The sequence below is a fragment of the Flavobacterium sp. genome, from assembly GCF_047602195.1.
Classification (GTDB): Bacteria; Bacteroidota; Bacteroidia; order Flavobacteriales; family Flavobacteriaceae; genus Flavobacterium.
Genome location: NZ_JASGHW010000004.1, coordinates 280287 through 305247, shown reverse-complemented (window position 1 = coordinate 305247; position 24961 = coordinate 280287). Strand labels below are relative to the sequence as shown.

Here is a 24961-nt window from a genome sequence, read left to right as displayed (position 1 = left end):
TTAATTCGTGTATTCGTGGCTTATACTTTTCAGACCGCTTCAAACCATTTTCCGGGCAACGGCCGAATCACACCCTTAAGTTCCATATTGAGCAAAATCCCCGACAGTTTGTGGATCGGAAAATCACATTGCAGCGCAATCATGTCGAGCATTTCCTTGCCTTTGGACAATAGAAAATCGTAGACTTTTTGTTCGTCAGCATCGAGCGAGACAAACAATTGTTTTTGCACAGGCTTGTTTTCTTGTTGCAAATCCCAATTGAGCAGGTACACCAGGTCAGCCGCAGAAGTGAGCAAATGGGCCCGTTGTGTTTTGATCAAATTGTTGCAACCCTGGCTGTACTTGTCGGTATTTCTGCCCGGGAATGCAAACACTTCGCGGTTGTAATCGTTGGCCAGGTTGGCCGTGATCAGTGAACCGCCTTTTTCTGCCGATTCGATCACGATCGTCGCTTCGGAAATTCCCGCGACGATGCGGTTGCGCCGCACAAAATTTTCGGGCGCCGGATGCGAATCGCTCCAAAATTCGGTCATAAAACCGCCGTTCTGATCCATTTGGGAAACGTAGCGCTTGTGGGCCTTGGGGTAAACCTGGTTGAGTCCGTGGGCCACGACGCCGATGGTTTGCAACTGGTGTTCCATCGCGGCCAAATGGGCGGTGATGTCAACGCCATAGGCAAATCCGCTGACGATGACCGGATCGAGCGGTGCGAGTTCGGCGATGAGGTTTTTGCAGCAATCGATTCCGTAGGCGGTAATTTGGCGCGTGCCGACGACGCTGATGATTTTGCGGTTTTTGAGGTCGATGTTGCCCGATGTGAACAGCAAAATCGGTCCGTCGGGGCAATGCTTGAGCCGTTCGGGGTAATTTTCATCAAGAAAATACGTACAATTGATTTTTTGGCGTTGGAGAAATTCGAGTTCGGCTTCCGCTTGACGGAACACTTTTTTATCCCTCAAATTCCGCAGCCTGTAATTCCCGATTCCGTCGATCGAAGCGAGTTGCGACGTTTTCGTTTTGAAAATTTCTTCAGCGTTTCCGCAGTGTGCGAGCAGTTTTTTGGCGTTGATGTCACCGACACCTTCCACCTGCTGCAAGGCTAGTACATAAAATAATTCTTCGTGGCGCATAGTAAATCATTGAGCCTGAAAAGTATAAATTTTTATCGGTATTGTTAATAAAAATTGTGGATAAAATTTTGGATTGTTAACACATTGTATAACTTTGTTTCTATGAAGATCGAACAATACATTTCGCAGCTTTTGTACAGGCACCAATGTGTGACGGTTCCGGGATTCGGTGCTTTCCTGACCGAAATCCAGTCGGCACACCTGCACGAAAATACGCATTCTTTTTATCCCCCGAAAAAATTAATTTCGTTCAATTCGCATCTTAAAAACAATGACGGATTGCTCGCCAACCATATCGCACAATCTGAGAAAACTTCCTACAACGATGCCGTGGCTTCGATTGAAAGCGAAGTGGTCATCTGGAACAGCATTCTGCAGGTCAACGAACGTTTTACGTTGAAAAATGTCGGGGAGTTGTACCTGAATTCCGAAAAGAACATTGTATTCACCCCTTCCGAAAACATCAATTACCTCAAGGAATCATTCGGTCTCAATTCGTTTGTATCGCCGGCGGTCAAGCGCGAAGTGTACAAGGAAGAAGTGGAGGCGCTCGAAGAAGAAGTGCCGACCATTGCCTTTACACCAGAGAAAAGGGAAAGCCGTTCGTACCTCAAGTATGCGGCCGTTTTCGTTTTGGCGCTGGGTGTGGCGGGAACCATCGGTTTCAAATTGTTCCAGAACCATGTCGAGGAGCAAACCTTGGTGGTTGAGAATGCGGTTCAAAAACAAGTTCAAAATAAAATCCAGGAAGCGACTTTCCTGATTGACAACCCGATGCCGACCGTTACCCTTACCGTAAAGGAAGAAAAACTGGCCTATCATGTGGTGGCCGGGGTGTTCAGAAGCGATGCCAATGCCCAAAAGGGATATGAAGAATTGCTCGCTGCTGGCTTCAAGGCTCGCCGACTCAAAGCCAACCGTCACGGCAACTTCCCGGTATTGTATGGCAGTTACGCCACTTATGCCGAAGCCCAACAGGCCATGAAAGACATCCACCAATCGACCAATAAGGAAGCTTGGTTGTTGGTACGCGAACTTTAACCGGTTATAGATTTACCTTATAGACACCTTTCAAAAAAATACTTTTGGAAGGTGTTTTTTTATGCGCTGTTGTTACCTTTGCAAAAAAATTACGCCATGCATCCAAAATTTCCTTCCGAGTCCCTGACGATCTTAACCGATTTGGTTTTGCCGAGCGAAACCAATCCGCTCAACAACCTTTTTGGAGGTGAACTGTTGGCACGTATGGACCGTGCCGCGAGCATTGCCGCCAGAAGACATTCACGCCGGATTGTGGTGACGGCTTCGGTGAACCATGTCGCCTTTAACCGATCAATTGCGCTCGGAAGCGTGGTGACAATCGAGGCCAAAGTGTCGCGCAGTTTCAACACCTCGATGGAAATCTTTATCGATGTCTGGATAGAGGACCGCGAATCGGGGGTGCGTGCCAAGGCGAATGAAGCCATTTATTCGTTTGTGGCGGTGGATGAACAGGGAAGACCTGTTTCGGTGCCGCCGGTGATTCCAGAAACCGAACTCGAAAAAGAGCGTTACGATGCCGCTTTGCGCAGGAAACAACTCAGCTTGGTGCTGGCCGGAAAAATGAAACCGGCGGAAGCCACCGAATTGAAGGCGTTGTTTTTCTAAACGTCAATCTTAAAATAGTGCGCCACGAAAATTCTCGAATTAGAAAATAAAATTCGAGAATTCGTGGCTTATTTTTTTATAGTGGGGTTTGCGTGAGGGATGGCAGTGGAAATCCTTTTGCATTTGAAATTAAACGGAGGACTGCCGATGGCAGTCAGGTATTTTTTGATTATTAAATTTCCTCTTTACGAAGCAAAAGATTGTAGCGTACAGCCCGACGGCGACAACGAAACTTCTTTGGAACGGGTAACGTCCTCCGCCGGCACGCCCTGATCAAAAACTACATATTCGACAACCAACTTGCCGGGTTATTGTAGGTCGTGTTTTGCGAAATCGTGAATTTGAGGACGGTTTTTCCGGTGTCTCCGTTGGTACGGATTTTTCCGATGGTTTCTTTCATCGAGACCTTGTCGCCTTTGGTCACGCTCACGCTGCTGAGGTTTTGGTAAACCGTAAAATAATCCCCGTGCTGGATCATGACCGCCTTGTTGACCGGCGACAATACCATGACCTTGATGACTTCCCCGCCGAAAACGGCACGCGCGCTGGCTCCGGCATCCGTCGTGATTTCGACGCCGGAATTGTGCACGACGAGCGATTTGTAGACCGGGTGCGCCTGGTCGCCATAACCCAAGGAAACAAATCCTTTTTCGACCGGCCACGGCAATCGGCCTTTGTTGGCGCGGAAATTATCGGCGATGACTTTGCCTTCGGGCGTCAGTACGATCTTGTCGGCAGTTTCGGCTTCACGCGTTTTGGCCGGTGTGGTCGGCGCTTTTGCTTTCGGGTTGGCCTTTTTGGCTGCGGCAGCGGTTTTCTTGTTGGCCGCGGCGATGGCTTCTTTCAATAACTTGTCGATCTGTCGGTCGATGTTTCGCGTTTCCTGCTGTTTCTTCTTGATCTCGGCGGCGATCTGGTTTTTGGATTTCTTGATGGCCTTGGCGATTTCTTCCTGCTCCTGCTTTTCCTTTTTCGAGCACGACTTTTTCCTTTTCGTTTTCGGCCAGCAGTTTTTGCTTTTCTTCTTTCTGGACGACGATTTTCTGCGTTCGGTCTTCGAGCTCTTGGGTCTTGGCTACGATTTCCTCGCCCTGCGTTTTGCGGTAGCTCGCGTATTGCTTCATGTACTGCGCGCGCTTGTAGGCTTGGAGGAAGTTTTGTGAAGACAACAGGAACATCACACGGCTGCGTTCCGAACGTGCTTTATAGGATTTTAGGATCATCTCGGCGTAATCTTCCTTGAGCAACACCAATTCTTTCTTGAGTCGGTTGACGTTGACCTGGTTGATGTAAATGTCGTTGTTGAGCACTTTGGTCTGCTTCTCGGTCGTATTGATGAGCTTCTGTTTGAGCTGGATTTTCTCTTTCTGCAATTGCAATTGCGTCGTCACCGATTTCTCCTTCGATTTGACTTCCTGGAGCATGGCTTCCTTTTCCTGGATTTCCTTTAAAATCTGGGCTTTTCTTTTTTCCAGTTTCTCCTGCGTTTGCTGGCTCCACGACACGGCGGCCACGCAGAGGAAAATGAGGGTTAATAGCTTTTTTGCCATAAGGGGTTGGTGCAAATTAGTTATTGATGTGTATTCTTTCGTAACCATCCGGAACGCTGTACGGGAACGTCATCGCTTCGTTGAAGGTCACCGAATTGTATTCGATGTTGATGTTGGTTTTTCCTTTTTTCTGCACGGCATCGATAATGAGCGCGGTGGGCAAAACGGCTTCCGGGCGGTGGGCGTAATTGGGATACAATACCTGCATCATGCGCTGTTGCTGGGCTTGTGCGATTTCCTGTTTGCGCAACAGAAATTGGTCGGGCTCGAAATAAAATGTCTTGCTTGTATTGCCTTCGCTTTTCAATTGGTATAAATTGTCTTCGGTCGATGCGGTATAACTTCCGGTTTTCAAATCGTCCAATGCCTGCCCGATCAACAAATTCTGGACTTTCTGGAAATCGAGATCGGTGCCGAGCCATTGGCTCAATGCCGCGTAATCGCCCTCGAAATAATTGCCGTTGATCTTTTCGTAATACTTGACCTGCGTGGGCGTGATGAGCGCCTTGGCCATCGTAATGCCGAGCAAACGTACGCTGACCAGAATCATTTCGTTCTTCTTGATGCGAATCTCGGCCGAAACGTTCTGCGTATTCTTGTCGTCCTGGTAACGCACGCTCGACTTGATGTAGGCCGTGACAAAATCGCGTTTGTTGGCATAATGTCCGTCGATGATTTGCGCGTTGGCTATTTTTTTATCTGTACTGGTATTGCTTTCTGCGACAACGGGTTTGGCCGCTTTACACGAACACAAAAACGCCACGAGCAGCAGTCCTAAAAATTTGTTCATTACTTTTTGTTTATGAGCTTTTCCGCTTTCTGGAAATGGCTCTCTTTCTTTTTCATATCGCCCAATCCGGCATACGCTTCCCCAAGCTGGATGTTGAAATTAATCTCCAGCGGGGTGTCGTTGACCAGGTAATCGAGCCCCATTTCTAATAAATCCTTGGCTTTCTTGAAATTCTTTTGCTGGTTGTAGGCCAGTCCGGCGTAATAGTAAAACTGCGGCTGCATCGGATAGAGTTCGATCATGCCTTCTGCCCTTTTGGCCATCGGTTCGAATTGCGACAACTCGGTGTAGGCTTGGAACAACAACAAGGTCGCTTCCACATCATCCGAATTGGTCTTGAGGTGCATTTCGTAATACTTTGCCGCCTTCTCCCAGTTCTTCTTGGTATGGTAAAACTTGCCGATTTCCTTGGCGACCAATACCTCGCGGTCGTTCTTGAAATACGAGATTGCGTTGTCGAGGTCGGCTTCGAACTGCGGTTTGTCCTTGACGAAAAGCAGAAACTCGTTGAGCATGCGGTGCTTGATCTTTTGGTCGATTTTTGGGCTTGCGAGCGCCATGTTCATCGCTTTCGAAGCTTTGGCCCCATCGCCACTGTTGAGGTGTTCCTTGAAAAGGCTTACCTGTGCAAAATCGGAATTCGGGATTTGCTTTTCGAGTTGCTTGGCGATTTCAACCGCCTTGTCTTCCTGGTTGCTTTCAGAATACAGGTAAATCAACGCGATGTAACTGGCCTCGTCTTTCGGGTTTTTCTTGATCTGCGCCAAAAGATTGTCCTTTTCGGTACCCTGGTATTTCGAGTCCTTGAGGATTTGAATCTTGTAGTTGTCGCGCAAATCCGACTTGCCGACGGTATCGTTGAGTTCGTTGATTAGCGCGAGCGCCTTGTCGAATTGCTGGGTGTTCATGTACAGCGACACGAGGTCTTCCTTGTATTCCTTCTTGAACGTGATCAGTTTGTTGACGATGACAATCGCTTGGTCCCAATCTCGGGTTTCGTAGCAAACATCATACATGCCGACCCAAAACCACTTGTTTTTTGGATCGATTTGGGTGGCTTTTTCGAACGAATCGTAGGCTTTCTTGTAATCCTTGAGCGCAAGGTAATTCTTGCCGAGTTCGAACAAGACCGTGGCGTTGTTGGGTTCGAGCCGCTGGCATTTCTCGAGCGCGATGATGGCCTTGTCGTAATTTTCGATGCCTTTCTGCTTGAGCGATTCATAGAACGAATCCTGGAATTCATTCTGCGCCAAGGCGATGTCCTCGGGTTCGGTTTGCGCCAATAGCGGCGCAGGAACACTGAGGATTCCGGCAAAAATTAGGATGTAGGCCAGTTGCTTCATTTCAAAAATTTATTCCAAAACCGAATAGTCCCCAATGCTGATGCTCGTAAAGTTGCCGTCGAATGTGGCGTGGCTGCCGATCATCGCGTTGTCGAGTTTGGCATTGCGGATGTGCGAATGCGTTTGCACCAAACTGTTTTTCACCGTCGAATCGATCACATGGCAGGCTTTGCCGAGCGACACGTTCGGGCCTACGGTCGAGTTGATCAAAATCACATCATCGCCGATGAAACAAGGCGGGATGATCGTAGAGTTCTCCAACTTGGCATTGGCCGAAACGAGGTTTTCGCCATCGCTGTGCAAAAAACCGAGCAGGCGCGAATTGGTTTCTACCGTGACGTTCTTGTTGCCGCAGTCCATCCATTCATCGACTTTGCCTGGAACGAACTTGAGCCCTTTGACTTTCATGTTCTCGAGACCGTCGGTCAATTGGTATTCACCTCCTTTAACAACGTTGTTATCCAATAAGTATTGTAATTCGGCACGCAATGTCTCGCCCGACTTGAAATAATAGATCCCGATGATCGCCAAATCGGAAACAAATTCCTTTGGTTTTTCGACGAAATCGATAATCTGGTTGTTCTCGTTCAATTGGACCACACCAAAAGCGCTCGGGTCGTCGACTTGTTTGACCCAAATCACGCTGTCTGCCGAAGTGTCGAGCGTGAAGTCGGCGCGAAATAAGGTGTCGGCATAGGCCACGACAATCGGCCCGTCCATCGAATCCTTGGCACACATGATCGCGTGGGCCGTTCCCAAAGCCTGGTTTTGGTAATAGATTTTTCCTTTCGAACCGAGTTTCTCGGCAATCGCGATCAAGTCTTTCTCGACCTGCGAGCCAAAATCCTGGTGGATGATGAATGCGATTTCGTCGATTTTCTGGTTGATGACACCGGCGATGTCTTCTACCAAACGGTGCACGATGGGTTTTCCGGCGATTGGAATCAATGGTTTTGGAACAGTGAGTGTATGTGGTCTTAAGCGGGAACCACGTCCGGCCATGGGTACGATTATTTTCATTTTTTCTATTTTACCGCAAAGTTCACGAAGTTTCCCGCAAAGTTCACGAAGTTTTTATTTAGTTATTGACAGTTTATTTCACACCTGTCGAGCCAAATCCGCCTGCACCACGCGAAGTTTCAGACAATTCCGAGACTTCGTTCCATTCGGCGCGTTCGTGTTGGGCGATGACAAGCTGGGCGATGCGTTCGCCATTCTCGACGACAAAAGTTTCAGCCGATAAATTTACTAAAATCACCCCAATTTCGCCACGGTAATCGGCATCTACGGTGCCCGGCGAATTGAGGACGGTGATGCCTTTCTTGGCGGCCAATCCGGAGCGCGGACGTACCTGCGCCTCGTAACCGATGGGCAATTCGATGAACAATCCGGTCTTGATGATCGCGCGTTCGAGCGGTTTCAAGGTCACGGGTTCGGAAAGGTTGGCGCGCAAATCCATACCGGCCGAGGCGATGGTTTCGTAATTCGGGAGCGCGTGTTGCGATTGGTTGATGATGTTGATGGTCATGGTTTTATGATGATATTGTTTTATAGTTCGATGCCCTAGCCCTGATAGTAGCGGCATCCTTTTATTGCTTCCCGAAGCATCGGGAAGCAATAAAAGATAAAGCGGATAGCAGGATAAAGCTCCTGAAAACTACACTTCTGTCTTGGGCGGCTGGGCGGGTAATTTTTCTTTTCGTTTGATGATTTTATGTAAAACGTCTTTTTCGTTGTGGTATATGAAGTACAGGAACAGCACCAGCAGCGCAATCCCGACGAAATAATTCTCTCGGAACTTATAGAACGACACGCACGAAAACACGATCGACAATCCGAGATAGGCGCCAATTTTCTTACGGTCGTACGGAATCGGGTATTGGTTGCGGCCCAGTAGGTAGGACAATAGCATCATGCTGCCATAGGCCGCCAGGGTTGCAATGGCCGAGCCCATGTAGCCGTTGTGGCCATTTTGTTCCATCACCGGAATGAGCAGGAAATTGAGCACCAACGTGACGGCTGCACCTACCAGTGAAATCCAGGCCCCGATGTAGGTCTTGTCGATGAGTTTATACCAAACCGACAAGTTGGTGTAGATGCCGAGGAAAAAATTCGCTAGGATGATCAGCGGGACGACCTTCATCGCTTCCCAATACGATTGGTCACGGATCATGAGTTGCTTGAACAGATCGGCGAACACGATCACGCCGAGCATGATGAAAGAACCGAAAATGACGAAATATTTGGTCACGGTCGCGTAGGTTTCTTTGGCGTTGTCGCTCGCAGCATGGCTGAAAAAGAACGGTTCGATTCCGAGTGTATAAGCCGTGCGGAACAACACCATGAACAAACCGAGTTTGTAGCAGGCGGCATAAATCCCGACTTCGGCATCGGCGACGTCGGCGGGCAATAATTGTCCGAGCAGGATTTTATCGAATTGCTCGTTGATCGCAAAGGCGATTCCGGCCACGAGAATCGGCAGGCCATATTGCATCATGCGTTTCCACAAATCAAAGTCGAAATGCCATTTGATCTTGAGGTAATCGGGAAACAATACGATAAAAGTGAGCAGGCTCGCGATGATGTTCGAAATGAAAATATAACCAATCTGGAAATTCTCGAAATACAGCAGGCTGAAAAAATCATCGGGATTGGGCGTCGCAAGTTCGGGCAATACAATCAGGAAGAAAATGTTGAGCAGCAAATTGACCGAGACGTTGCCGATCTTGATGGCCGCATAAAACATCGGGCGTTGGTTGGCGCGCAATTTCGAAAACGGGATCACGACGAGCGCATCGAGGACTAAAATCCAAATCGTATAGGTGACGTATTGCACATCGATTTCGGACCAAACCGCGAGCGTATTGCGGAACAACAATCCGATACCGAGAAATGCCAGCGAGGTCCAAAAAATGGAGACGGTCGAGGTTTCGACGACATTGCGCTTGTCGGTTTCTTTGTTGTAGAAACGGAAAAATGCGGTTTCCATCCCGTAGGCCAAGACCACGTTAAAGAAAATAAGGTAGGCAAAAATAACGGTGACTTTTCCGTATTCTTCCTTGGGAAGCAAATCGGTGTAGAGCGGCACCAGGAAAAAACTGATCATGCGCGGGAACACCGTGGCGAGTCCGTAGATGGCAGTTTGTTGGAAAAGTTTCTTGTAAATGCTCAAAACGTGGGCTTAATGTGTAGCGCAAAAATAACTATTTCTTTCTATGCTTTCCCATCCGGCATTGACATTCTATCGGTATATTTGCAGCGACAACAACACTATGAAAAACTTTATCCCATTCCTGCTCTTGCTGCTGCCGTTGGTTGGCTTTTCGCAATCGGCTTCCGCCATCAAGAAAACCCCGCAAAATACAACCAAATTTGGCCAAGTCATTACCGACGATTACACCTGGCTAGAGAAATTCGACTCGAAGGAAGTCAAGGATTGGGTCGCAGCGCAGAACCAGACGACCGCAGCGCAGATGAAAACCGCAACCGATGAATATTCGCTTGTTTCGAAGCTCAAGGAATACGACCGGTTGTCATCGAACCCGTTGCCGATCAAGAAGGGGCGGTATTATTACAGTCTTTACCGCATCGACAAATCGAAACCGGGTGTGCTGTATTTCCGCAAAAGCCTGCGCGAAAACCCGATAGAGATTGCCAATCCGTACAAAGTCTACAAGAGCTCGAATGCTTATTTAGTCGATTACGCGCCGTCGCGCAATTCCAAATATTTGGCTGTCGAGCTTAGTAAAAATGGAAGCGATTTGCACCAGATTCGGTTCGCCGACATCGACAAGATCGCCTATCTCGAAGATTCATTGACCAACATCAAGTTTTCGAATATTTCCTGGAATGGCGACAAGGGAATTTTCTACAAGAAAAATGCAAATGCGGCGGTCTTTGCGCGCGATTCGTCGTACCAATTGTTTTACCACAAGATCGGCAAGCCGCAGTCGGAGGACCAATTGGTCTTTGACGCGACCCAGCGCGATGGGCGTTTCAGCTTCTTTACCAAGCAGAACAAGCTGTTTGTCATCGAATCCAACAAGGAAGAAACCGCGCAGACCTATTACCAGAGTTCCATCGACACCGAGAACTTCCACCTCGAAAAACTGATCGACAGCGACACGACCGGGTTCAAGTTCCTGCATTATGCCAACAACAAGGTTTACTTTTCCGCTACCGATTACGACTGGGGCGAAGTACGCTGTTTCGACCTCAATGACCGATCGAAACAAACCGTGGTCATTCCGCAGATCTATTCACATTTGCTCGTCGATACCGACTTCCTGGATGATTATATTGTGTGCAAATACAAAACATTGGGCAAGAACTACCTCAGTGTTTACAGCAAGGATGGGGTTTTCATCCGCAAGTTTGAGGCACCGTTCGGCATGGATTATACCGTGCGTTTCTACGACCCTGAAACCAAATGCCTTTTCGTGAGTTTTTATTCGTATACGTTGTCGTTCCACAATTTCAAGCTCAATATCGAGACCGGCGAGGCGCACCCGTTCTATACCGATTTTGTGCCGCCCAAACCGACGCTGTTCCCGCTCGATTATTTCGAGACCAAAATCCTCACCTACAAAAGCCGCGACGGCAAGGACATCCCGATCACGATCGTACACAAAAAAGGCATCGCACTCGACGGCAACAACCCGACCCTGCTCAAAGGCTATGGCGGTTTTGGCACGATAAGCCATCCGCGATTCGATACAGGTTTGCTGTATTTCCTCGAGAAAGGCGGCGTATTTGCCTATGCCGAAATCCGCGGTGGTGGCGACAAAGGACTCAAATGGCATACCGAGGGCAAGGGCTTGAAAAAGATGAACACGTTCAATGATTTCATCGATGCGGCCGAATTCCTGATCCGCGAGAAATACACCTCGCCTCCCAAATTGGGCATTTCAGGCGGCTCGCAAGGCGGAACGCTCGTGGGGGTTGCCGTGACACAAAGACCCGAATTATTCAAGGTGGCCATTCCGATGATGGGCGCTTACGATATGTTGAAATTCAAGGATTATACGGTGGGGAAATTCCATCTGGATGAATACGGCGATTCCGACACCCAGTCCGGTTTCCGTTCGCTGATGGGGTTTTCACCTTACCACAACATCAAGGAAGATGTCAATTACCCAACGATGCTGATCATCACTTCGGAGAACGACGACCGCGTGCCGCCGATCCATTCGTATAAATTTGCGGCCAGGTTGCAGAACCGCGCTGCACAAAAAAACCCGATCTTGCTCAAGACGCTGGCTGGATCCGGCCACTACGGCAAGGCAAATTACCAAAGTGCGGTCGAAGAAAATGCGGAGTTTTATGCCTTCCTATTGTACCATCTCAATCGATAAACAGCTCTTTTAACAATGAAAAATTGGTTGACTTTTTTATGCCTAATTGCCTTTTTCTGTGGGCAGGCCCAGAACAAGAAACAGGTTTACAAACGGTTTTCGGGAACAATCACGGTCGTCGATGAAGATGTTATCAAGTATGACGACGAATTGCTGCTCATTTACAAAACCGACAAATACCTCAAGATGGTCTTCGAGTCTGGGTTGCTGTATCCGGGCATGTTCAAATATCCCGGCATCCTCTACCAGAAAAAAGATGCGCTCAATGCCGTGGTCCACAATTTTACGGTGGAAAGCTGTCAGTGGATCAATTCGAAGTCGGGTAAAAGCCGTTTGTTCAAATTGATGTTGAAACCCAAGAAAGACAGCCAATCGACGGCCTATTATATCGAAATCTACAATGCGAAAGGAACCGCAAGAAGCGATTTCAGCAATTTTGTACAGGGCGCCGAACTAAAGTCGATTCGGCGCGGATGAAACCAATAAAAAAAGGCGCCGAAATCAGCGCCTTTTCTATATTTAAAAGAATAAATCTTTATCCGTTCAAAGCTTCCGCTCCACCAACAATCTCGAGGATTTCGCTCGTGATGGCTGCCTGACGGGCTTTGTTGTAGGTCAACTTCAATTGGTTTCTGAGTGCCGTTGCGTTATCGGTCGCTTTGTGCATGGCCGTCATACGCGCGCCGTGCTCAGAGGCAAATGAATCGCGGATGGCTTTGTACAACTGTGTCTTGAGCATTTTCGGGATCAATTCGAGGACGATTTCCTCTTTCGATGGCTCGAAAATATAGTCTACCGTTGAAGCCGCCTTGTCCGATGCAATCGGGGCCAAAGGCAGGAATTGCTCGGCCTGGATGATTTGCGTCGCCGCGTTTTTGAACTGGTTGTACACCAACACCACCTTGTCGTATTTTCCTTGGAGGAACAACGCGGTGATTTCATCGGCGATTTCGGAAACGTTCTCGAAAGTCAGGCTGTCGAACACCGAGTTGTTGTTGAAAACCACGGTATTTCCTTTGCGGATCCCGTCGTTTCCTTTCTTACCGATGGTCACGAAATCGACTTGCTTGCCCGCATAGACATTCTCGGTCAGGTTGCGCGCTTCTTTGAGTACGTTCGAGTTGAACGCACCAGCCAATCCGCGGTTTGAGGTAATGGCTACGATCAGCACTTTCTTTACCTCGCGTTGCACGGTGAATTCTCCTCCTGCATCGCCGTCGAGCGTAGCGGAAAGGTTCTGCAACAATTCGGTCAGTTTTTCGGCATAAGGGCGCATCGCGGTGATCGCATCCTGTGCTTTTTTGAGCTTCGCGGCAGAAACCATTTTCATCGCCGAGGTAATCTGCATCGTCGATGAAACGGAGGTAATTCTGTTACGGATTTCCTTTAAGTTTGCCATTTTTCAATTAGAAAATGTGACAATTAGAAAATTAGATAATTAGATCGTGCCGGGCATTTTCTAATTCTCTAATTCTCTAATTCTCTAATTAGTTATATTTTGCTGAAACTTCTTTCGCTACTTTCTCGATCACATCGGTGATTTCGTCAGTCAATTTTCCTGCTTTCAAGGCATCGAGTGTATCTCTGTGCTTGTTGTTGAGGAATTCCAAGAAATCTTTCTCGAATTCTTTCACTTTGTCTACAGGAACGTTACGCAAGAGGTTTTTAGAACCGGCGTAGATGATCGCTACTTGGTCTTCAACGGTAAACGGAGAGTTCAAACCTTGCTTGAGGATTTCTACGTTACGCTTTCCTTTTTCGATTACGTTCAAGGTAACCGCATCGAGGTCAGAACCGAATTTCGCAAACGCTTCCAATTCGCGGAACTGCGCCTGGTCGAGTTTCAACGTACCGGCTACTTTCTTCATCGACTTGATCTGGGCGTTACCACCTACACGCGATACCGAGATACCTACGTTGATCGCCGGACGTACCCCCGAGTTGAACAAGTCAGACTCCAAGAAGATCTGTCCGTCGGTGATCGAGATTACGTTGGTTGGGATATACGCAGAAACGTCACCCGCCTGAGTTTCGATGATTGGCAAAGCCGTCAATGATCCGCCTCCTTTTACGATTGGCTTCAGGTTTTCTGGCAAGTCGTTCATGTTCTTGGCGATCTCGTCGTTGTTGATCACTTTACAAGCACGCTCGAGCAAACGGCTGTGGAGGTAGAAAACGTCCCCTGGATAAGCCTCACGTCCTGGTGGACGACGGAGCAAGAGCGACACCTCACGGTAAGCTACCGCTTGTTTCGACAAATCATCGTACACGATGAGTGCAGGACGACCTGTGTCACGGAAATACTCACCGATTGCAGCTCCGGCCATTGGCGCGTAAACCTGCATTGGTGCTGGATCTGAAGCATTAGCGGCCACGATTACGGTGTAAGCCATCGCGCCTTTTTCTTCCAAAGTTTTAGCGATACCCGCTACGGTTGAAGCTTTCTGTCCGATCGCTACATAGATACAGAATACTGGTTGTCCAGCATCGTAGAATTCTTTTTGGTTCAGGATGGTATCCAAACAAACGGTTGATTTACCAGTTTGACGGTCACCGATCACGAGCTCACGTTGGCCACGACCCACTGGGATCATCGCGTCAACGGCTTTTACACCGGTTTGCAATGGCTCGGTTACAGGTTGACGGAAGATAACTCCTGGTGCTTTTCTTTCGAGTGGCATTTCATACAATTCGCCGCCGATTGGGCCTTTGCCATCGATCGGGAAACCCAATGTATTGACCACACGGCCTACCATCTGCTCGCCTACTTTAAGCGAAGCGATACGCTGTGTTCTTTTGGCTGTTGAACCTTCTTTGATTCCGGTTGACGGTCCGAGCAATACGACACCCACGTTGTCTTCTTCCAGGTTCAAAACGATTCCTTCGAGACCGCTTTCAAACTGAACCAACTCGCCGTATTGTGCATTCGACAATCCGTAAACACGTGCAATACCATCACCAACCTGGAGTACGGTTCCCACTTCTTCGAGTGTAGCCCCAGATTCAAACCCTTCAACTTGTTTCTTCAATATTGCTGAAATCTCAGCAGGTTTAATTTCCGCCATAATTATTTATATAATAACTAGTTACTTAATTCTCTTTTTAATACTTGCAATCTGTTGGCCACCGAAGCGTTGTACTGCTGATCGCCTATTCTTAAGATAAACCCACCGATGATCGCCGGATCTACGATATTCTTGATGTTGATTTTCTTGTTCGAAAACGTGAGGATTTTAGTCATCACTTTTCCTTCGAGTTCCGCGTCCATTGGGACGGCTGTCGTAACCGTTGCGGTTTCCATACCGTTCATTTCCTCGAACAGGCGGTTGTATTCCGATGCGATCGTTCCGAGGATCTCGAAACGCTTGTTCTCGTTCAACAACTGGAAAAGTCCTTTGGTCACGCCGTTGACGCCCGAAAAGATTTCATTGACCGCGCCGCTTTTCACCTTGAGGCTCTTGGTCTCATCGGTCAAAAACGCCGACAGTTCGGCATTGCCGTTCACCGTCGAAGCGATGGTCGTCATGTCGTTGCCCACTTCGGTCGCCACGCCTTTGGAGTGTGCGATGTCGAGGATGGCTTTTGCGTAACGAATGGCTGCTCTTGTTGACATAATTAGTTCAATTTAGCGTCGCCCAACATTTTCTCTACCAGTTTCACCTGGGCTTCTTTGTTGGAAAGTTCGTCTTTCAATAATTTTTCAGCGATTTCGAGTGACAAAGAAGAAACCTGTGCCTTCAAATCGGCCATGGCTGCATTCTTTTCGCTTTCGATGGCGGCTTTGGCCTGCTCGATCATTTTCTGTCCGGCAGTTTGTGCTTCGGTCTTGGCGTCGGCGATCATTTTCTCTTTCATTTCACGTGCTTCCTTGAGCATGGTATCGCGCTCGGCTCTGGCCTCGTTCAAGATTCTTTGGTTGTCGGCCTGAAGGTTTTCCATTTCCTTTCTGGCGTTCTCAGCAGAAAGCAAGGCATTCTTGATTCCGTCTTCTCTTTCGTTTACGGCATCGAGAATCGGTTTCCAGGCAAATTTCTTCAACAAGAAAATGAGTCCGAGGAACAACACGGTCTGCATGATAAACAACCCTAACGAAAACTGTCCAAATAATTCTTCCATTATATATATGTCTTAAGTGTTAATTTTAATAGTAAACAAAAGCTGCAACCAACCGTTACAGCTTTTTGTCTTTTTGATTTACGATGCAAAGATTGCAGCGAAACCGATACCTTCAATAAGAGCGGCAGCGATCAACATAGCTGTCTGGATTTTTCCAGTAGCTTCTGGTTGACGAGCGATAGCGTCCATTGCAGATCCACCGATTCTTCCGATACCGATACCTGCACCGATTACTACCAAACCAGCTCCGATAATTCTAGGGATTTCCATAAAATATGTATTAAAAATTAAACATTCAAATTAGTGATTTCAGATTGCTGATTTCAGATTTCAGATTCAATCTAAAATCTAAAATCCCAAATCTAAAATATTAATGGTGCGCCTCATCATGGTGATGTTCCTCAACGGCTGCACCGAAATACAATGCAGCAAGCATCGTAAAAATATACGCCTGGAGCAAAGCTACCAAAACTTCAAGCAACATCAGGACAAACGACAACAGGAAAGCCAATGGACTTCCGATGGCGCTGTTGGCCTTGTACATGAGCGCCACCAAACTCATCAATACCACGTGACCTGCCAAGATGTTGGCATAGAGACGAATCATGAGCGAGAATGGCTTGATGATGGTTCCGAGCAATTCGATTGGCGCCAGGACAAACTTCATCGGCACCGGTACGCCCGGCATCCAGAAAATGTGTCCCCAATAATCTTTCTTCGCAGTGAAAGTCGTGATCAAGTAAGTAATGACCGCGAGTGCTGCGGTAATCGCGATGTTTCCGGTTACGTTAATCCCCAGTGGCGTGAGTCCGAAAATGTTCAGGAACCACACAAAGAAGAAAACGGTCAACAAGAAACTCATGTATTTTTTATAGTGCTTTTCACCGATGTTCGGGATCGCGATTTCGTCACGGACGTACAAAATAAGCGGCTCAAAAAATCTTCCGGCGCCTTTGGCGATCGATCCGTTTTTCTTGTACGATTTGCCCAATCCGGCAAACAACAGGAACATGATCAAACCGGTCAACAAAATCATCGTTACGTTTTTGGTGATCGAAAGGTCGATCGGCTTGACATTGGTGATGTGTCCTTTGGCGTCTTCGGTTACGGTACCGGCCGCGTCGGTTCGGTAGATTTTACCGTCGTGGTGGCCGATCATGTAGTAGCTTCCGTTGGATTCGGCTACGGCATGACCGTGCTCGAATTTAGACGACATGAAAAAATGCACGCCATTGTCGATCAAGATAACCGGAAGCGGGAAACCGACGTGCTTCTCATGGCCCGATTCTTTTCCATAAGAAAACAAGTGGAAATCGTGCGAATCCAAAAGGTGGTGCTTGATGAATTCTTTTCTTTCTGCCTCGGCCTGGTCGGCTTCAGACAACCCTTCCTTGGCCTCACCATGACCGGTGTGAGCGGCAGCGGCAGCATGTGTTTCGTGTGGGTTCTGGGCCGGTGCGGCAACCGAATCCTGGGTCGGATTGGCAAAACCAGAAAATGAAAGACAGGCAGTTAATGTGGCTATTATAAAATGGAGTGGCTTTTTAGAAAACACCATAGCGGATTTATTATCTTAATTATACTTTCTGAAATTTGGTGCAAAGGTACATTTTTTATTCATATCAAAAAGGGTTCACAAAAAATATTTTTTGAGGTTTTTGCCGCTTTAACGCCCGTTTACTGCTTTTTGTTTAAAAGGCTGATTTAGAAATGGCTGAAATTTGTTAAAATGCAAGAAATTGTGCTTTAATTTCTATTGAGCAACCGAATCGCCACGGTGGTTTCAATGGTCAGAAACAGCGCGAAGATGACAAAGAAGTTGGTTTTTTCGGCGGCCACCTCCGAATGCGTAGCCGCGAGGATCGGGTGCAGCAACACATAAGCCAGCACCATCTTGATACAGGTCAGCAGCATAAAGGTATTGCCCACGCTGTCGATGTTCTTTTGTTTCATCCGGATCAAAATCGACAGGATAACGACAGAACACAGCACGAAGAACCCATACAATTGCGGAATCGTATACAAAAAATGGGCGTCCCGGCCCGAAAACACAAACTGGAACAACAGCATGTGCCCGGCAAAAACCAAAGCCGAAACCACGAGCAATTCCAAAATGGGTCTGAGTGAGTTGAGGCTCATTTCTGGTCGTCGATTCGGTTGATTTCCTTGAGCTGGCGGTTCAGGTTGTAGAACGCGATGGCCACGCCCACGAGCGTCAGGATCTTGACATACAGGTTATGCGGATTGGGGTATTTGGCGTCGAGCCATTTACCGCCCCAGGCAAACAAAAACACGATCACCCCCATCTGGATCGGGATGTTGATCAGCGCGAGCCATTTATTGTTGCTGCGCTTGTTCGGTTCTTGGTTGTCCGTCATTGGGAATCAGTTTGAGGTTGGGTTTCATGATGCACGAAGCGCTGAATTCGGCGCCCGGCTCTACCGATAATTTCCCGCAAACCACTTCGCCGTGGATGCTCGCCTTCGATTTGACGTTGAGGATTTCGGCCACCTGGATTTTTCCGTGGAAACGTCCTTCGATATCGGCATTCTTGCAGATGATGTCGCCCTTGACGATACCGGCCGGCCCGATCACGATTTTCCCGTTCGAATTGAAATTGCCAATCAGTTCGCCATCGAGCCGAAAATCGGCATGCGAAAGGATGTCGCCCTTGATGGCGGTGCCTTCGACAATCCGGTTGGTTTTACCCAAGAGATCGGTGTACGATTTGGGCTTCTTGTCAAACATTATCGCTTTGGTTTTTGGTTCATCTGCATCGGTTCCTGCGGCGGCATCATCGAACCCGGAGGCGCGAATCCCGGCGGTACCGCATTGGTTTTCGGGTCTGGTGAGGAAACATCCGATTTGGTTTTCATCTTCTGGTTTTCCTCTGGACGTTTCTTCGGCAATTCCGCCGGTTTTTCCTCCTGCGGTTTTGGTGCCAATGTCGGTTCCCCGGCTACAATCGGACCGTTGCCCACCTTGAGGAATTCGTCGAAATTCTTCTTGATCTGCACCACGCGGTAGTTCTCGTTCGAGATGATGTAAAACGGTTCCTGGATTTTATATTCCTTGAATTCCTTGAGGATCGACGCGATGCCCTTGGCGTGGTCTTCGGTTTTCATGCCGTGGATGACGATGAAGTTTTTGTCCATCGTGTAAATGTCGATCGAGACATTGATTTTTTCGAACGAACGTTCCTTGATGAACTTGACGATTTTGCCATACAACGCAATGGTCTTGTTGTCCGATAAATTGTCGGCATGGTACAAAATCTTCCAGCTCAATGGCTGCTTCGAATTGAATTGGAGCGCCTCGAGATACGGCACCTCACGGCCCAGCAATCCTTCGGCTTCTTTACCTTCGGTGCTGTTGGGATAGGTCAGCGCCACATAGTTGAGTGCCTTTTTGTATTCCTCGACGCCTTTGAGTTTTCCGATTGTATTGGCCTTGAGCAATTCGAATTTCGGTACCATTTCCTCTCCGGTGAACTGGTCGATTGCGATTCCGGTATCGGTCAGGACTTTCTTGTAATCGCCCGATTCATAGAGTCGGAACAATTTTTCGTAAGCCTGCTGCGGCGTGTCGCCGAGCGCCAATCCCGACGCATCGGTGTTTTGCAGAATCTGCGCATACCTTGAATCCGGATATTCGCGGATGATGCGGTCTTTCATCGCGGCCGCCTTGTTCTTGTCGATGATCTCGTAAATCTTGTACAGGTTGTACATCGATGGCAATACCAATCTTTCTTCGGGCTGGTTTTCGAGCAATTTTTCGAGTTTGCTGGCCGCCAACTGGTATTCCTTGAATTTCTCCTTGTAAATCACACCCAACTGGTAATAGGCAAAATTGCGTTCCTTGCCGATGCTGTCGATTTCCTTTTGGGTCGTCGGCAACTGTTTGATGTAAAATTCGGGCTTGAACATTTCATCGGATTTTTCCGCATTGGCTTTGGCGTCGCCGCTTTCTTCACCGCCCGAATCGGCTACGTCGCCGTCCTGCGGATTGCTCGCGCCTTTGCTGGCCGAAACCCTCCAGTTGTTCTTGTGCGTCCTGTTGCCCCATAACTTCTTGAACTCGGCCTTACCGAAAGCCACGGTCGTCGGGTTGTAGAAATAGAAATTGCTTTCGCCCGAACCCGATGCTTTGGGCGCCGGTGGCATCGCCGGATTGTCGGCTGGTGATTTGACCGCTCCTTTCGTCGCGGCCTTGGAAGCTTCTTCTGCCGCTTCCGCACCGGCTGCATTGGCATTGGCCATGTTCTTGAATTTGCCTTCCTTGCCTTCAAGCGGCACGTCTGTACCATAGCTCTCTCCAGAAGCAGCGGCGGCAGCGGCTTCTTTCTCGCGTTTGAGCCTCAGTGCTTCTTGTTCCTTCTTGAGTTTTTCGATGTGGTCATTGTAATACGCGATCTTTTCGGTTTCCGACATCGCATATACCTTTAATATGCTGTCGTTGCGGGTCGCAATCGCCTCGTATTTGATCACGTCGTTCAGGTTCTCGCGTTTTTTCTTGATCGCCTTGTATTCGCGCGAACGGTCGTCGAGCTGCACCATGGTGCTGTCGTAGTATTTTCCAGCCGTCACATAGCGAGCCTTGTTGAAATAGATATCGGCCAGGTTGCGGTAGTTCGAAGCCACGAGATACTGGTCTTCGGTTCTTTTCTTGAGCGAAAGATTGTAGTACTTCTTGGCCTGTTCGTCCTTTTTCTGCTTGTCGTAGAACAAGGCCATTTGGTGGTTCAACACGTCAAGATATGGACGGTTCTCGCGGTCCTCGAGCATTTTTTGGTATTTCTCGACAAAAGCCAAAGTATCGCCGGTCTTGTAATCGAATTGCGCCGCCTGTCTGGCATGCGCATGAATCACGTATTGCCTTGCGGCTTTTCTTTTCATGTCGATCACCGATTGATAGGAAGCGAATGCGCTGTCTTTGTAGCCCAGTTCTTCGTAAAGCTGTCCGAGGATAAAGTAATAACGCGCCCTTTCCTCTTTTTCCTTGGTGAAATCGCGCGCGAGTTTGAGTTTGGCCACGGCGCTGTCCTTCATCTCGAGGTTGATGTAAGCCTGCGAAAGCGCCGCATTGGCATCTGCGAAAATCTGGTCCTTGAACTTGATTTCCTTAAGCAAATTATTGAGGTTGGTTACCGCCAAGGCATCGTTGTCCATGCGCATATTGGTTTTCTCGCGCCAAATCTTGGCTTCGTAGATCTTATCGCTACTCGGGTATTTGTACAAGATGTAGTTGAATGCCTCGAGCGCCGGTACAAAACGCTGGTCATAGTAACGTGCTTTCCCGAGCATCAGGTGCGCCTCGTCCATTTGCGGGTTTTTCTCGGATCCGCCGATGTTCATCGAGTGCTTCTGGATCGCCTTGGTCGCTTTGGTTTCGGCACGCTCGAAATCGGCGTTGACGACTTTCTGCTCGCCCGGCATCACGGCCTCCTTCTTGATCTGCATCCTTTCGATCGGCAATCGCTCCCAAAAATTGTCGCGGTATTGCAGTTTGAGGTCGTTCACGCCTTTGTCCAACGCCAAACCACCGTTGAAAAGGATGTTGTCCCTGGCGCTCAAGGCATGTGAATTCCTCGACAACCAGGTATTCTTTTTGGTCGAACAGGCGATTACAAAAACCAACAATGCCGCTATAGAGGTGTATTTGAGTAAATTAGTCTTCAATGTCTGAATGATTTTATTCTTAAACTTTCAAAAGCTCTTTTTAGTATATCAACCCGTAAAAATACGTTTCTTTTTGATATAGCGAAAATTATCGCTTAAAACTTTGCGTTAGCTTGTTTTACCGCAAAGGACGCCAAGTTTTCCGCAAAGAAAAAAAGCTTATGAAACTTCGTGTGCTTTGCGGTTAATTTCCAAACTTTAGTGAAAACATTGCACGCTTTGCGGTTTTGTTTCCTAATTTTGTAAAAATTTTTGTTATGTCCTCATTTTTCAAATTGAACATCAAAGAAGTAAGACGCGAAACCAAAGATGCCGTCTCGGTGCTGTTCAATGTCCCTGACGAATTAAAATCCCACTATACGTTTATCCCAGGCCAATACATCAACCTCAAGTTGCGTCTCGACGGCAACGAAATCCGTCGTGCCTACTCGATTTGCTCGGCTCCGGGCAGCGGCGAATTGCGCATTGCGATCAAGTCGCTCAAGGGCGGCGTGTTTTCGATGTTTGCCAACAACCAACTCAAATCGGGCGACCTGGTTGAAGTGGGCACACCCGAAGGCAATTTCACCTTCACCCCCGATGCAGACCGACAGAAAAATTATGCGGCTTTTGCGGCGGGAAGCGGGATTACACCGGTGATGTCAATCATACATGGTGTTTTGGCAGGCGAACCCAAAAGCACTTTCGTTTTGGTTTATGGCAATAAAACACCCGAAGACACGATTTTCTACCAGGAATTGCACGAGATGCAGCTTAAGTATGTGGGTCGTTTTTTTGTGCATTATGTGTACAGCCAGGCCAAGGTCGAGAACGAATTGTTCGGCAGGATTGAACGTTCGACAGTCAATTTTGTGCTCAACAACAAATACAAAAACCTCGAGTTCGACAAGTTCTATCTGTGCGGCCCCGAGGAAATGATCTTGAAGGTTTCGGATGTACTCAAAGAACACAACATCCCGGAAAAGAATGTCAAATTTGAACTGTTCTCGAGTTCGCTCGCGCCCAAGGAAGTGCACATTTCACCCGAAGGCCACACCAAAATCACCATTATGGTCGACGACGAGGAAACCACTTTCGAGATGTCGCAGAAGCAAACCATCCTCGACGCAGCCCTCAAACAAGGCATCGACGCGCCGTATTCGTGCCAGGGCGGAATTTGCAGCAGTTGCCTCGCCCGGATTTCCAAAGGAACCGCCGAAATGAAAAAGAACGCGATCCTGACCGACGGTGAAATCGCCGAAGGCTTGATCCTGACTTGCCAGGCGCATCCGACCAGTGCGGAATTGCACGTGGATTATGACGATGTGTAGCAAGCCCATAAATATCAAAAAAAACCAGAATCTCGAAAATGATGTTCTGGCTTTTTTTTGTGAAATCATACAGATTTTATGTAGGTCGGTTCCAATTTTTTTGGCTAGCTTACGCCCAATTGGGAAGGGGAATTGGGTTTATCCCTAAGCCATTTTAAAATCATTCCGTTGAAGAAATTCTGTATTTTTTGTTAATTTTTGATTCCGCGATGGCCGCAGATTTCGTCAAGATTTTTATGAAATTTAAAGACTTAGGTCTTTAACAATCCCGTCACTTTTTCAACCACAACCTCCGGCGCAATCGTCCGCATGGCCTCCTCGTAACCTTCTACTTTTTTATTGCCGTACACCGATGTCGGCAGTTTCGGGAATTTTTCGCGATCAGCAGTAATTGCATTTTCCAAAGGTTGGTTAAATGGGGAAAAGCCCGTAAACGGATGCGTCGCTCCCCACAGCGTCACGGTCGTAACACCAAGCATCGCGGCGATGTGCGCGTTTCCGGAATCCATGCTGAGCATGAGGTCGAGGTTGGAAATGAGTTGTAGTTCCTGTTGGAATTTAATTTGTCCGGCCATGTTCAGCACATTTTCTTTGCCCGAAGCGAAAGCATCCAAAACCGGAATTTCATTTTTGCCGCCAAACAGGAAAATCCTGAAGTTGCTATTTTGGGCCAATTGATCGATGACATTTTTCATCAAATCCTTTGGATACACTTTCGAATCGTATTGCGCAAACGGCGCGATGCCGATCCATTTTGAATGGTGGTCGCCAACGATATTGATGACCGCCGAATCGAGCATGGCTTTTTCGGGGAATTCCGGATTCGATAAATCAAGAGGAAATCCGAGTTGTTCAAACACTTTTGCATGTCTTTCGAACATGGTGGTGAGCGGTTGGAAGATTTTGTTTTCTTCGCGCGTCAATGCTTTCTTTTCGGCGCGGCCTTTGTCGACGGCGGCGACTTTTTTTCCATTGACCGCAAACAGGTTGCGGACGATTTTGGAACGCAACACATTGTGCAGATCGGCAAAGGCATCGATGCCCAGTTTCTTCAAATCGGCATGCAATTTCAATAATCCGAAAAAGCCTTTGTGGCGCTGTTTGTCGTCGAAAGCAAAGAAATCGACATTGGGAATTTGGGCGAAAAACGGTTGGAAGAACGGGCGCGAAACCACGGTCAGTTTCACGTCGGGATGTTGCTTGACCAATGCGCGTAAAACAGGAACCGTCATGGCAACGTCGCCCATGGCGGACAGTCTCATGACGGCTATATGTTTGATTTTGTTTGCCAAGTTGTTTTGGAAACTAAAGCCCTAGCCCGGATGGAAGCGGCATCCTTTTTCTTGCTTCTTTAGCAAGGAAAAGATACAGCGGACAGCCGGAATCAGCTCCTTAAAAAATTACTTCTTGTTTTGGTACAACACCGGGTTGAGTTCGTCGTCGTTGTACATTTTCATCTGCTTGTAGGCTTTCATGAACTTGTCGCCGTTCTCGATGTCTTTGAGTAAATCGTCGATCGCGGTTGACAAATCGGTGCGCTGTTCGAGCAAGATGTTGAGTTTGGCCTGACAGGCGTCGCGGTGTGCTTGGGTGGCTTCGGCACGCGTGGCTTCTTCGTTCATGTGGTAAATCTTCAAAGCCAGAATCGACAAACGGTCGAATGCCCAGGCCGGAGATTCGGAGTTGATTTTCGCTTCCGGTTTTACTTTGACGCTGGCGTATTTCTGCATGAAATAGCTGTCGATGTATTCCACGACATCGGTGCGTTCCTGGTTCGAGGCATCGATTCTTCTTTTCAAAACCAAAGCCGCCACCGGGTCGATTTGCGGATCGCGGATGATGTCTTCAAAGTGCCATTGCACGGTGTCGATCCAGTTTTTCATGTACAACAAATGTTCGAACTGCTCTTTCGGATACGGGTTGCTGATGGGCTGGTCCACGTTATCGTATTTGTGGTAATCGATAATGCTTTGTTCGAAAACGGAATAGGCTAATTTTGAAAACATAGTTTTTAGGTTTTAAAACGCAAAGATACTTTTTATA

At 47.9% G+C, this 24961-nt stretch carries 23 protein-coding genes and 1 pseudogene; 5 read left to right on the top strand and 19 right to left on the bottom strand.

The genetic code is table 11. The features are described 5' to 3' along the window. Positions 1-29: 29 nt before the first annotated feature. On the bottom strand, positions 30-1130 hold the full coding sequence (gene dprA / locus QM717_RS07750) for a DNA-processing protein DprA (RefSeq protein WP_415036518.1): 1101 nt from the start codon (positions 1128-1130) through the stop codon (positions 30-32). Between the two features lie 102 nt (positions 1131-1232). Here dprA and QM717_RS07745 point away from each other — a divergent pair, with 102 nt between their 5' ends. Together QM717_RS07745 and QM717_RS07740 are read left to right on the top strand one after the other, a co-directional pair. Further along, complete coding sequence (locus tag QM717_RS07745) at positions 1233-2171, top strand: SPOR domain-containing protein (protein WP_415036516.1); 939 nt, start codon at positions 1233-1235, stop codon at positions 2169-2171. A 96-nt stretch (positions 2172-2267) separates the two neighbouring features. After that, on the top strand, positions 2268-2777 hold the full coding sequence (locus QM717_RS07740; RefSeq protein WP_415036514.1) for an acyl-CoA thioesterase: 510 nt from the start codon (positions 2268-2270) through the stop codon (positions 2775-2777). Positions 2778-3057: 280 nt separating this feature from the next. Here the strand turns inward: QM717_RS07740 and QM717_RS07735 are convergent. The 6 genes and pseudogenes from QM717_RS07735 to QM717_RS07710 all read right to left on the bottom strand — a co-directional run bounded on the left by QM717_RS07735 (position 3058) and on the right by QM717_RS07710 (position 9632). Further along, positions 3058-4327, bottom strand: a pseudogene (locus QM717_RS07735) (murein hydrolase activator EnvC family protein). Between the two features lie 16 nt (positions 4328-4343). Then, the gene (locus QM717_RS07730; protein WP_415036512.1) at positions 4344-5117 is read right to left on the bottom strand and encodes a DUF4292 domain-containing protein; all 774 of its coding nucleotides are present in this window, start codon (positions 5115-5117) and stop codon (positions 4344-4346) included. After that, positions 5117-6460: a tetratricopeptide repeat protein gene (locus QM717_RS07725; RefSeq protein WP_415036510.1), complete on the bottom strand. Its 1344-nt coding sequence runs from the start codon at positions 6458-6460 to the stop codon at positions 5117-5119. Before QM717_RS07725 ends, QM717_RS07730 begins: the two co-directional genes overlap by 1 nt. Before the next feature lie 9 nt (positions 6461-6469). Continuing rightward, a complete protein-coding gene (locus QM717_RS07720; RefSeq protein ID WP_415036508.1) occupies positions 6470-7480 on the bottom strand; it encodes a sugar phosphate nucleotidyltransferase in 1011 nt (336 codons plus the stop codon). A gap of 73 nt (positions 7481-7553) precedes the next feature. Beyond that, positions 7554-7988 carry a dUTP diphosphatase gene (dut, locus tag QM717_RS07715; protein WP_415036506.1) on the bottom strand — a complete coding sequence of 145 codons (435 nt, stop codon included), beginning with the start codon at positions 7986-7988 and terminating at the stop codon, positions 7554-7556. 129 nt (positions 7989-8117) lie between these two features. Beyond that, a complete protein-coding gene (locus QM717_RS07710) occupies positions 8118-9632 on the bottom strand; it encodes a lipopolysaccharide biosynthesis protein (RefSeq protein ID WP_415036504.1) in 1515 nt (504 codons plus the stop codon). A 100-nt stretch (positions 9633-9732) separates the two neighbouring features. Here QM717_RS07710 and QM717_RS07705 point away from each other — a divergent pair, with 100 nt between their 5' ends. Both QM717_RS07705 and QM717_RS07700 read left to right on the top strand, forming a co-directional pair. Further along, positions 9733-11814, top strand: a complete 2082-nt coding sequence (locus tag QM717_RS07705) for a prolyl oligopeptidase family serine peptidase (RefSeq protein WP_415036502.1) — start codon at positions 9733-9735, stop codon at positions 11812-11814. Positions 11815-11829: 15 nt separating this feature from the next. After that, complete coding sequence (locus QM717_RS07700; RefSeq protein ID WP_415036500.1) at positions 11830-12291, top strand: hypothetical protein; 462 nt, start codon at positions 11830-11832, stop codon at positions 12289-12291. Positions 12292-12349: 58 nt separating this feature from the next. On the opposite strand, the gene atpG is transcribed toward QM717_RS07700, so the two are convergent. From atpG to QM717_RS07650, 10 genes are all read right to left on the bottom strand, one after another. Further along, a complete protein-coding gene (atpG, locus tag QM717_RS07695) occupies positions 12350-13213 on the bottom strand; it encodes an ATP synthase F1 subunit gamma (RefSeq protein WP_415036498.1) in 864 nt (287 codons plus the stop codon). A gap of 88 nt (positions 13214-13301) precedes the next feature. Then, complete coding sequence (gene atpA, locus QM717_RS07690) at positions 13302-14879, bottom strand: F0F1 ATP synthase subunit alpha (RefSeq protein ID WP_415036496.1); 1578 nt, start codon at positions 14877-14879, stop codon at positions 13302-13304. A gap of 17 nt (positions 14880-14896) precedes the next feature. Continuing rightward, the gene (atpH, locus tag QM717_RS07685; RefSeq protein WP_415040095.1) at positions 14897-15430 is read right to left on the bottom strand and encodes an ATP synthase F1 subunit delta; all 534 of its coding nucleotides are present in this window, start codon (positions 15428-15430) and stop codon (positions 14897-14899) included. After that, complete coding sequence (locus QM717_RS07680) at positions 15430-15930, bottom strand: F0F1 ATP synthase subunit B (RefSeq protein WP_415036494.1); 501 nt, start codon at positions 15928-15930, stop codon at positions 15430-15432. The genes atpH and QM717_RS07680 overlap by 1 nt, the downstream gene beginning before the upstream one ends. 78 nt (positions 15931-16008) lie before the next feature. Further along, entirely contained in the window at positions 16009-16200 is a 192-nt protein-coding gene (gene atpE, locus QM717_RS07675; protein ID WP_108369812.1) for an ATP synthase F0 subunit C, read from the bottom strand. A 100-nt stretch (positions 16201-16300) separates the two neighbouring features. After that, the gene (gene atpB / locus QM717_RS07670) at positions 16301-17488 is read right to left on the bottom strand and encodes a F0F1 ATP synthase subunit A (RefSeq protein ID WP_415036492.1); all 1188 of its coding nucleotides are present in this window, start codon (positions 17486-17488) and stop codon (positions 16301-16303) included. Between the two features lie 188 nt (positions 17489-17676). Next, positions 17677-18069, bottom strand: coding sequence for a hypothetical protein (locus tag QM717_RS07665; RefSeq protein ID WP_415036490.1), 393 nt, complete (start codon positions 18067-18069; stop codon positions 17677-17679). Then, entirely contained in the window at positions 18066-18308 is a 243-nt protein-coding gene (locus QM717_RS07660) for an AtpZ/AtpI family protein (protein WP_415036488.1), read from the bottom strand. Before QM717_RS07660 ends, QM717_RS07665 begins: the two co-directional genes overlap by 4 nt. Further along, complete coding sequence (locus QM717_RS07655; RefSeq protein ID WP_415036486.1) at positions 18268-18678, bottom strand: bactofilin family protein; 411 nt, start codon at positions 18676-18678, stop codon at positions 18268-18270. The genes QM717_RS07660 and QM717_RS07655 overlap by 41 nt, the downstream gene beginning before the upstream one ends. Then, the gene (locus QM717_RS07650) at positions 18678-21608 is read right to left on the bottom strand and encodes a tetratricopeptide repeat protein (RefSeq protein ID WP_415036484.1); all 2931 of its coding nucleotides are present in this window, start codon (positions 21606-21608) and stop codon (positions 18678-18680) included. Before QM717_RS07650 ends, QM717_RS07655 begins: the two co-directional genes overlap by 1 nt. Positions 21609-21865: 257 nt before the next feature. Here QM717_RS07650 and QM717_RS07645 point away from each other — a divergent pair, with 257 nt between their 5' ends. Continuing rightward, positions 21866-22918, top strand: coding sequence for a 2Fe-2S iron-sulfur cluster-binding protein (locus QM717_RS07645; protein WP_415036482.1), 1053 nt, complete (start codon positions 21866-21868; stop codon positions 22916-22918). A gap of 251 nt (positions 22919-23169) precedes the next feature. Here QM717_RS07645 and QM717_RS07640 read toward each other — a convergent pair whose 3' ends face one another. Then, positions 23170-24180 (bottom strand): glycosyltransferase family 9 protein, encoded by a 1011-nt coding sequence (locus tag QM717_RS07640; protein WP_415036480.1) that lies wholly within the window; start codon positions 24178-24180, stop codon positions 23170-23172. A gap of 138 nt (positions 24181-24318) precedes the next feature. Next, a complete protein-coding gene (locus QM717_RS07635; RefSeq protein ID WP_415036478.1) occupies positions 24319-24924 on the bottom strand; it encodes a DUF4254 domain-containing protein in 606 nt (201 codons plus the stop codon). Positions 24925-24961: the final 37 nt, after the last annotated feature.

Bases quoted from the DNA above. Each gene is read 5' to 3' on its own strand.
- QM717_RS07665 (WP_415036490.1), bottom strand. From the start codon at position 18,069: ATGAGCCTCAACTCACTCAGACCCATTTTGGAATTGCTCGTGGTTTCG.
- QM717_RS07680 (WP_415036494.1), bottom strand. From the start codon at position 15,930: ATGGAAGAATTATTTGGACAGTTTTCGTTAGGGTTGTTTATCATGCAG.
- QM717_RS07745 (WP_415036516.1), top strand. From the start codon at position 1,233: ATGAAGATCGAACAATACATTTCGCAGCTTTTGTACAGGCACCAATGT.
- dprA (WP_415036518.1), bottom strand. From the start codon at position 1,130: ATGCGCCACGAAGAATTATTTTATGTACTAGCCTTGCAGCAGGTGGAA.
- QM717_RS07640 (WP_415036480.1), bottom strand. From the start codon at position 24,180: ATGAGACTGTCCGCCATGGGCGACGTTGCCATGACGGTTCCTGTTTTA.
- QM717_RS07705 (WP_415036502.1), top strand. From the start codon at position 9,733: ATGAAAAACTTTATCCCATTCCTGCTCTTGCTGCTGCCGTTGGTTGGC.
- QM717_RS07645 (WP_415036482.1), top strand. From the start codon at position 21,866: ATGTCCTCATTTTTCAAATTGAACATCAAAGAAGTAAGACGCGAAACC.
- QM717_RS07725 (WP_415036510.1), bottom strand. From the start codon at position 6,460: ATGAAGCAACTGGCCTACATCCTAATTTTTGCCGGAATCCTCAGTGTT.
- QM717_RS07740 (WP_415036514.1), top strand. From the start codon at position 2,268: ATGCATCCAAAATTTCCTTCCGAGTCCCTGACGATCTTAACCGATTTG.
- QM717_RS07730 (WP_415036512.1), bottom strand. From the start codon at position 5,117: ATGAACAAATTTTTAGGACTGCTGCTCGTGGCGTTTTTGTGTTCGTGT.
- QM717_RS07660 (WP_415036488.1), bottom strand. From the start codon at position 18,308: ATGACGGACAACCAAGAACCGAACAAGCGCAGCAACAATAAATGGCTC.
- QM717_RS07700 (WP_415036500.1), top strand. From the start codon at position 11,830: ATGAAAAATTGGTTGACTTTTTTATGCCTAATTGCCTTTTTCTGTGGG.
- QM717_RS07720 (WP_415036508.1), bottom strand. From the start codon at position 7,480: ATGAAAATAATCGTACCCATGGCCGGACGTGGTTCCCGCTTAAGACCA.
- atpG (WP_415036498.1), bottom strand. From the start codon at position 13,213: ATGGCAAACTTAAAGGAAATCCGTAACAGAATTACCTCCGTTTCATCG.
- QM717_RS07635 (WP_415036478.1), bottom strand. From the start codon at position 24,924: ATGTTTTCAAAATTAGCCTATTCCGTTTTCGAACAAAGCATTATCGAT.
- atpB (WP_415036492.1), bottom strand. From the start codon at position 17,488: ATGGTGTTTTCTAAAAAGCCACTCCATTTTATAATAGCCACATTAACT.
- dut (WP_415036506.1), bottom strand. From the start codon at position 7,988: ATGACCATCAACATCATCAACCAATCGCAACACGCGCTCCCGAATTAC.
- QM717_RS07655 (WP_415036486.1), bottom strand. From the start codon at position 18,678: ATGTTTGACAAGAAGCCCAAATCGTACACCGATCTCTTGGGTAAAACC.
- atpE (WP_108369812.1), bottom strand. From the start codon at position 16,200: ATGGAAATCCCTAGAATTATCGGAGCTGGTTTGGTAGTAATCGGTGCA.
- atpA (WP_415036496.1), bottom strand. From the start codon at position 14,879: ATGGCGGAAATTAAACCTGCTGAGATTTCAGCAATATTGAAGAAACAA.